Origin of the sequence: Candidatus Phytoplasma pruni (assembly GCF_001277135.1) — a bacterium.
GTDB lineage: Bacteria > Bacillota_I > Bacilli_A > Acholeplasmatales > Acholeplasmataceae > Phytoplasma > Phytoplasma pruni.
In genome coordinates, this window is record NZ_LHCF01000018.1 from 1 (window position 1) to 7,967 (window position 7,967).

7 protein-coding genes are annotated in these 7,967 nt (G+C 20.8%); all 7 read left to right on the plus strand.

What is annotated here, in order from left to right:
- Positions 1-272 (plus strand): hypothetical protein (locus CPX_RS02310; protein WP_235443254.1); only part of this gene is annotated, 272 nt, incomplete at its 5' end.
- Between the two features lie 11 nt (positions 273-283).
- Positions 284-640, plus strand: coding sequence for a hypothetical protein (locus tag CPX_RS02315; RefSeq protein ID WP_053521557.1), 357 nt, complete (start codon positions 284-286; stop codon positions 638-640).
- Between the two features lie 48 nt (positions 641-688).
- A complete protein-coding gene (locus tag CPX_RS02320; protein ID WP_053521558.1) occupies positions 689-1,423 on the plus strand; it encodes a hypothetical protein in 735 nt (244 codons plus the stop codon).
- A gap of 424 nt (positions 1,424-1,847) precedes the next feature.
- Complete coding sequence (locus CPX_RS02325; protein WP_235443255.1) at positions 1,848-2,750, plus strand: ATP-binding protein; 903 nt, start codon at positions 1,848-1,850, stop codon at positions 2,748-2,750.
- A 73-nt stretch (positions 2,751-2,823) separates the two neighbouring features.
- Positions 2,824-3,297 (plus strand): hypothetical protein, encoded by a 474-nt coding sequence (locus CPX_RS02330; RefSeq protein ID WP_053521562.1) that lies wholly within the window; start codon positions 2,824-2,826, stop codon positions 3,295-3,297.
- Positions 3,298-3,482: 185 nt separating this feature from the next.
- Entirely contained in the window at positions 3,483-4,235 is a 753-nt protein-coding gene (locus tag CPX_RS02335; RefSeq protein WP_053521564.1) for a hypothetical protein, read from the plus strand.
- A gap of 114 nt (positions 4,236-4,349) precedes the next feature.
- Entirely contained in the window at positions 4,350-6,593 is a 2,244-nt protein-coding gene (locus CPX_RS02340; RefSeq protein WP_053521566.1) for a hypothetical protein, read from the plus strand.
- Positions 6,594-7,967 lie beyond the last annotated feature (1,374 nt).

A 7,967-nucleotide genomic window follows, 5' to 3' on the forward strand; every position in this document is an offset into this window, starting at 1 on the left:
AATATATAAAGAAAAAAATGACTATATTTTTAAATTTTGACTTTGATAAATATAATAATTTCGAACAAAAAACAAAAGAATGTAAACAAATATATTTTGAAAATAATTTAGAAAAAGAACAACCTATTGAAAAAATAATTATCGAAGTTGAAAAATTAGAAAATAGATTAAATGTTGATTTATTCACAAAAATATTTTTGACAAAACAACGAGATTTGCTTAAATTGTATAAAAAAGTTGACAAATTATTACAAAAAAATAAAAAAAATTAAATCCTTTTGATATGGAATATATACAATTTAAATTAGACAAAATCCAAACAGAAGAATATATTCTTCAAATAGAACAATTTGTTAAAACTATCAAATATTATTTTAAAACTTTTGATAAATTTATTGAATTATTTAAACAAATTTATCCGAAAAATACATCAAAAATTTCAGAAATAATTATGAATAATAAAATGAAAGAAAAATTTCAAAATTGTGTTATTGATTTGTCAAAATTCGATGATTTCGAAAAACATCAAATTGATATAAATAATTATATAAAAAACCAAAATGGTGTCTTATTTGACCAAATAATTCAAGAATCATGCAATGATAATTTTATGAAAGAAATAATGATTTCAAAAAAATAATTTAGAAATTTAAATAGAAAAATATAAATAAGATTAGGGTTATAAAAAATGCAAATATTAAAACAAAAATTTTTTATTTTAATACTTTTTCAAATTATCAGTTTTATATTGATTGGTATTCTTTTTTACCAATTTTATCAATCGATTTCTCGCAAAAAAGAACAGATTCAAAAACAAGATGATTTTTCTTCGGAATCTTTGGAACAAAAAATTGAGGAAATAAACAAATCTTTAGAAAAAAATATGGAGCTTCGTAGTGATAATGATGATTTAGAAAAAATAAAAAAAGATTTCATCAAAATAAAAAAAGATGTAAAAAATAACAAAGAAGAAAAAAAAATTAAAAAAAATCTCCAAAATGCTTTGATGCATTTTGAAAAACAAAGAGAAAAAATTGATACTAACAATAAAGAAGAGACAATTATTTATGATCAAATTATAACAATTATAAAATGGTATAAGAAATGTTTTGAAAAATTTATCGAATTGAAAAAACTTCATTCGAGTATTAGTAATGAAAAAAGAATTTATGATTACATTCCAGAACAAGAATTAACAGAAAAAGATTTTGATGATGGAAGACAATTTTTAAGCAACTATGCTAATATTTTAAATTTTATTATAGAAGATTTTAATAAATTTGATAAATGTGACGCAGAAGAAGAACAAATATCTAGGTTCAAAAAAATAATATGGGATTATATGAAATACCTAATGAAGAAAAGTAATTCATTAAGAAACGAAAGGCTACCTAAAATATTTAGTAAAATCCCAATTCAATGAATAATAATTAAGTAACTAAGCAACAATAAATATATTTATTGTTGCTTATAAAAAAAATAGTTTATTTAGAAAGAAGAAAAATATTAAAAAAATGACATTTTTTAAAAAAAGAAAATTATATTTAATTTAATTTTTTATTTTTATTAGGAATTATTTTGTTCATTATTAAAAATAAGAATATTAAGGCTATTAATGATAGAAATTCAAATGCTATTAGTAATAATAGTTCTATGAGTATATTAGAAATGTTAACCCCTCCAGAAAACAATTATGTTCACTTTAAGGGTTTCGAAAAAATATTCGGACAAGAAGAATTAAAAAAAAATTAAATAGTTATATTAATATATTTAAGCCAGACAAATTAAAAAATTTTAAAAAGTTACAAGAGAATAGTAATGAAAAAATACCTTACCCTAAAGGAATTATTTTATATGGTCCACCAGGAACAGGGAAAACTTTTACCGCTAAATGTTTTGCTAAAGAATCTAAAATGAATTTCTATAATATTACTTCTGCTCATAGTCTTAAAGAAATAGAAGAAATTTTTAAAAAAGCTCGAAGAAACAGCCCTTCTATTGTTTTTGCAGATGAAGCCGAAGAGTTAATCAAATCTAGAACATCACAAAATTTAGAAACAGGAGACGCGAAAAAAACTGATACATTTTTAATGGAATTAGATGGTGTAAATACTGATCCTGAAAATCCTATTTTTTTTATTGCTGCGACTAATCATTTAGATAAAATTGACAGTGCTATTCAAAATCGTTTAGATCCTATTTATTTAGGTTATTTAAATGATGTAGAAAGAGAACAATATTTTATTGAATTATCAAATAAATATAAATTCGCTCAAAATGCAAAAAATCATTTAAAAAACAAAATTATTCCAAGATTTAAAAAAGCAATTGAAAATCCTATAGAATTTGCTAAAAAGATAGGTAAAGAGCAAACATCAAATGACGGCAAAAAATTTAAATTCGAAATTCCAGCTATTAGTAAAACTGAAAAAGAAATGAAAGGTTCTTTGATGACTTCTGATGATGTCTTAACTGATCAATCAAATAGAAAAAAAATTGAAGAATCATATAAAGTACAATACGAAACAGACCGAATTGAAGAAGGTTTAGATATAAGTTATTTAGACAAAGTTAAAAAACATTTTTTTGATATTCAAACAACTAGAAAAATAGAAAATTTTTTGTCTCAAGCGTTTTTAATTGCTGGCAATCATTCACACACGCAAATTTTAATTTCAGATTTAGAAGAAGCTTCTAAAGAATATTTCGGCCCTGATTTAGATTATATGAATGAAAATCTAAAAATGTAAATCTAAATCAATAATATTAAACGAAATAATAATATTTTATCTAGATATAAGGAAATTAAAGGTATATATAATAATGCTTTATTATTATAAAAAATTAAAAAATTATTTTCTTTTTATTATTTGTCTTTTTTTATTATTTGTCTCTTTGATAAAAGTAAAAGCTTCACCGAATTATATTGACGAAATTTATAAACAAAGAAGAATAATTGAAGAAAACAAAGTAAAAAATGAAGAAACAAATAAAGAATCTGTTAAAAAAGAAGAAATTGTTGTAAAACAAGAATCATTTATTGATGAAATTTATAGAAAACAAAGAAAAGATTGCGAAATAGAAACTTCAAAACTTCAAGAAATATTTGATTATTTACCTTGTCTTGATATTGTTTTAGAACAAAATAAGGATAAATATGAAGAATCAGAAATAAGAAAAGAATTTAATCGACTTTATAAAGAAATAAATAAGAATTCTTTAAATCAAGAAAACGCAATCGAAACAATTTACAAACAACTAAGAAAAAAGTTTGAAAAAAAGAAAATAATATTTTAAAACCAATTGATAAACAACAAAGAAAAAAGTTTGAAAAAAAAGAAAAAAATAATTTAAAACCAATACAAATTGATTTTAAACATAATTACGGTTTAAAAAAGAATAATTATCCTTTAGAAAAATATTCGATTGATGAAACAAAAAACACAGCTAAAAGAGAACTGAATGATCTTAAACGTTCACAAATGTTTAGTCATTTTTTATCTCAAACAAATCAACAGTTTATTATAGAATTATACAATATTACCTTTGATGAAGAAATGGATTTCAAAACAATTCAAACAACATTAACTGATGATGCGTTCAAATACTTAACTTCAAAACGAGAAGAAATGCGTCAAATTATTTCCGAAATTATAAGAGAAGTGAAAACACAAAATAATTTAACAGATGATGTTTTAGATAATGATTTTATTACAATATTTGGACAAAAATCTTTAGAATCATTGCAACCATTAAAGATTTCTATTTCTCTTGAGGAATACATTGATATAAATAAAAATGCAACTATTATGAGATCTAATATAATAGAAAAACAATTAAAAAAACAATTTAATGAAAATATTAAATTATTTTTGGAAAATTATCATAAACAATTACAAAATTTATTCAATATTAAAAAATTATGTATTGAAGTTGGTTTTTTAAATAGTTTAGTTGAAGATGGCACTAATACATCATATAAAACAAATTGGGCAGAGTTCAAAAACAAATTTGATAAAATAATTAAAAACAAATATTATGAAATAGATAACAAAATCAATAAAATAGATAAAACATATAAAGAACAAATGGAGTTTTTAGATAGTGATTTAAATAGAAAAAAACAGGAAATAGAAAGAAAATATGAATTAAATCCATCTTATTTTTATTCAAAAACTAAAGATGAAGAATTAGAAATTTTAAATAAAAATATTGACAGCGAAAAAGAAAAATAAAAGATATATATTCAGATTTTACACAATTATTAGTTTATACAAAAGAAAGATTAAATTATATTAATAATTTTTTTTCAAAATCAAATTGAAATTAAACCATTAAAAAAAGATTTTATGTCATTTGTAGAGGATTATTTAAAAAATATATCAAAATTGAAACAAAAACATGATTCACTTTATGATGAATTTTCGAAATATAAAAAAAATGAAGAAAATAAAAAAGAAGAATGGAAAAAAACAATAGAGAGAATTTCTTCTGATCAAGAAAATGAATATAATCAAGAATGGCGAAATAGAATAAATCAACTTCCAGATGAAGAACAAGAAAATATAGAGAAAGAAAAATATGAAAAAATAATAAAACATATTTCAGAGCGTTCAACAACAAAATTAAATGATTTTATTCAACAAGTAGATTCGACATTTAACAAATTCATCGATAAAAAAGGAAAAATTTTAAAACAAAATGAAAAAAAAGCAGATACATTAAAAATTCGAAACGGAAATTTTATAAAAGATTATATTACGACGGATGATGCAGATAAGGTTGTTATTAAAGAAAATGAAAAAAATATTTCAAAAGATAAGGATAAAACAGTTCAAGAATTAAATTCAGAATTAAAATATTTAAATAAAAATAAATTTAATGATAAGAAATTGTATCGTTTAAAATTAAATAATGAATATAAGAAAGATTTCGAAAAATTAATTAATAATGAAAAAACATATTTAAATAATGATGTAATCCAAATTTGCGAAGAAGCAGATAAAATTGAACAAAAATTAATTAAAGACGATTCACAAAAATCTCAATTAGAACAATTTTCAAATAACATATCTTTAATTGTTTCTGGTAATAAAAATAATATGATTGATATTTTTGAGAAAATTAACAAAAGTAATTATAATTTCAAAAATATTATTAAAGAGTTACAACAAAAAATAAATGAAATAAACAAACACGAAAAGGATTTGAGTAAATTTAATTTTCAAACACAACCATCGCTAACAAATAAAAACATAAAATCAATTGAAACATTATATGATTTAATAAAATTATTAAATAATGCATCAAATAATATAAATATTGTTGATGATGTAACAAACGTAATAAAACAAATAAAAGAAAAATTAATAAAAGAATACGAAGATGTTTTTAAAACATATGATGATCAAATACAAAAATCGCTAACAGAGAATAATGAACGATTAACTTCAATAAAAACAAATTTATCAATTTCACCATTTATTAATGAAGATAATTCGCAAAATATGAATGATTATTTTCAACATTATATAGAAAAAATACAAACATCATTAGATAGTGAATTAAATAATACAAATATTGATAATGCAAGAGTAACAAATGAAAAATTAGTTAAAAAAATAGAAGAAATACAAAATGATTTAAAAAAACAATATAATGATGTTCATGATAACTTTGACAAAAAAATAGGAATATTAAAAGGTCAAAAAGATCAAATTGAACAAACAAAAATAGACTTAGAAAAAGAATTAAATTTAAAAAAACAATATAATGATGTTCATGATAACTTGAACGAGCAAATAGGAATATTAAAAGGTCAAATTGAACAAATAAAAATAGACTTAGAAGAAAAATTAAATTCGGTATTTCAGCAAATAAAAGAAAAAAAAGACACATTTGAATATATTAAATATGAAATTATAAATCAATCCAAAAAATTAGAAGAAAAATTAGAAGAAAAATTAGAAAAAGAAATAATGTCCAATGTGCAAAAAAATATTGAAGAAAATATTCAAAAATTGTATAAAGAGGATTCATGGAGTTCATTAACTTATCCATTTGTACAAATAAATAGTTATGATAATATTCCAAAAAGAATAACAGCTATACATGAATCAGGACATACTTTAACTTTTTTATATCATCTTAAAACATGTCCGCAAAATGAAGAAGAAACAGAAGAAAATATAAAAAATAAAATAAAAGATTTTATAGAGAAAGTTACAATTAAACCTGATTCAGATGAAGGATATGAAGGATGTTTTTTTCATTTTCCATATGGAGATAACATAAGTAATATTCAAGTTAATTTAGCAGGTTTAGTTGCAGAATGTTTTATAGAAAATCATTCGATTAAAGATAAAACTGAATTCTATTCAGATTTTAATCATGCAAGAGTTAATTTAGAATCAATAATAGAAAAACAATCGGACAAACAACAATTCAGAAAACATATTGCTGAAGTAGAAAAGATTATTTTCCAAAATAGAAACGTTTTAATACATTTGTGTAACGAATTATTAGAAAAAGAAACATTATCTTCAGAAAAAGATTTAGATTTTTTTACAACATTATATACAAACATCAAATGATTTATTAGACAAAAATAAAAAAAGCTAAAAAAGGACAAAACCAAGATTAACAAATTTAATAAATATACGACATTATTGAGTCAATCTATTTATTATCAGATAACCTTAATTAAAAATATTTATTGCGCTCTAAAAGTTAAGGCAACTTTTTTACTTTTTAAAAATTCTTTAAGACTAACTTTTAAGTTAGTCTTTTTTTTCTTTTATGGAATCCACTGCAACCGATTGTTTGGGCTCCTATTCAAAAAAATAAAATAAACTATACTAATCCTTACATTAATATATATAGTGGATTTTTCAAAAAAGTGCTACTTTTTTGAAATTTTATTCAACTTTTATTTACTTTGGTTTTGACTGCTGCAAATAAGACATCTTTGGTGCCCAGACTTTTGTTGTAGTTTGTTTGGTTTAATTTGCCATATTTATCTTTTTTTGTTTGAATTGAGTTGATGTAATTGTAAGATGTCTAATTTGTGAAGATTAATTTTTTCGATTAATTTTTTGATGGCGTTTTTAGATTCATTTTTATAATTGATTTAAAAGATATCATGATAGGTTTTAAGGGTGTTATTTTTGGCTTTTAAGAGGGGTTAAATATGAAAGTAATAGTTTTTATAACTATTACTAAAAAAAAATTATCATTAATTAAGGTTATTTTTGTTTGCTTAATTTCTTCTAAGATTTGAGGATCGACGAAAAGGGTTTGATTTTTAGGACGGTAATTGGCTTCTTGGTAAGTATTTTTCTTTTTAGAGTGGGTATATAATAGTCGGTTTGATTAAATCTTGTTTTAAAGTTTGTAAAAAGAGTTTAATTTGTTCTAAATCAGTAGGGGATGGTTTTGGCATTCCAACAACATTTAACTTTATTTAACTTTAATTATAATAATATTTATTTACTATAATTAAAATATTATTTAAACAAACCGACAAAGACCTTTTTAATGGATTTTAGAGAAAATAATTAGAATAAAAAACAATAATACGTTTTTATAGCCTTAAAGTAATGTTTTTAACCCTTTAAAAAAGAAAAATGATATTAATCATCAACTTTATTTTTAAATAGGTAAAAAGTAAAAAAACAATCTTTTCTAAAAAATAAAAAATATTTTTCCTTTTCTTTTTGGAAAAATAATATTTAATTTCAAGATATAAGGATTTTGCTTTAATCTTTTTATTGGTTTACATAATATACATTATAGGAAGTAATTATAATTATATTAATTACCATTTTTAGGCATTATTTTATATAAATAAAATCAAAATAAATTTTGTAACAATATTTATAACTTCTGAAAATTTTTTTCAGATATTTAAACCAATATAAATAATATTATTTTTTGTTTTTATAATTCTTTTTTATATATTAAGTATT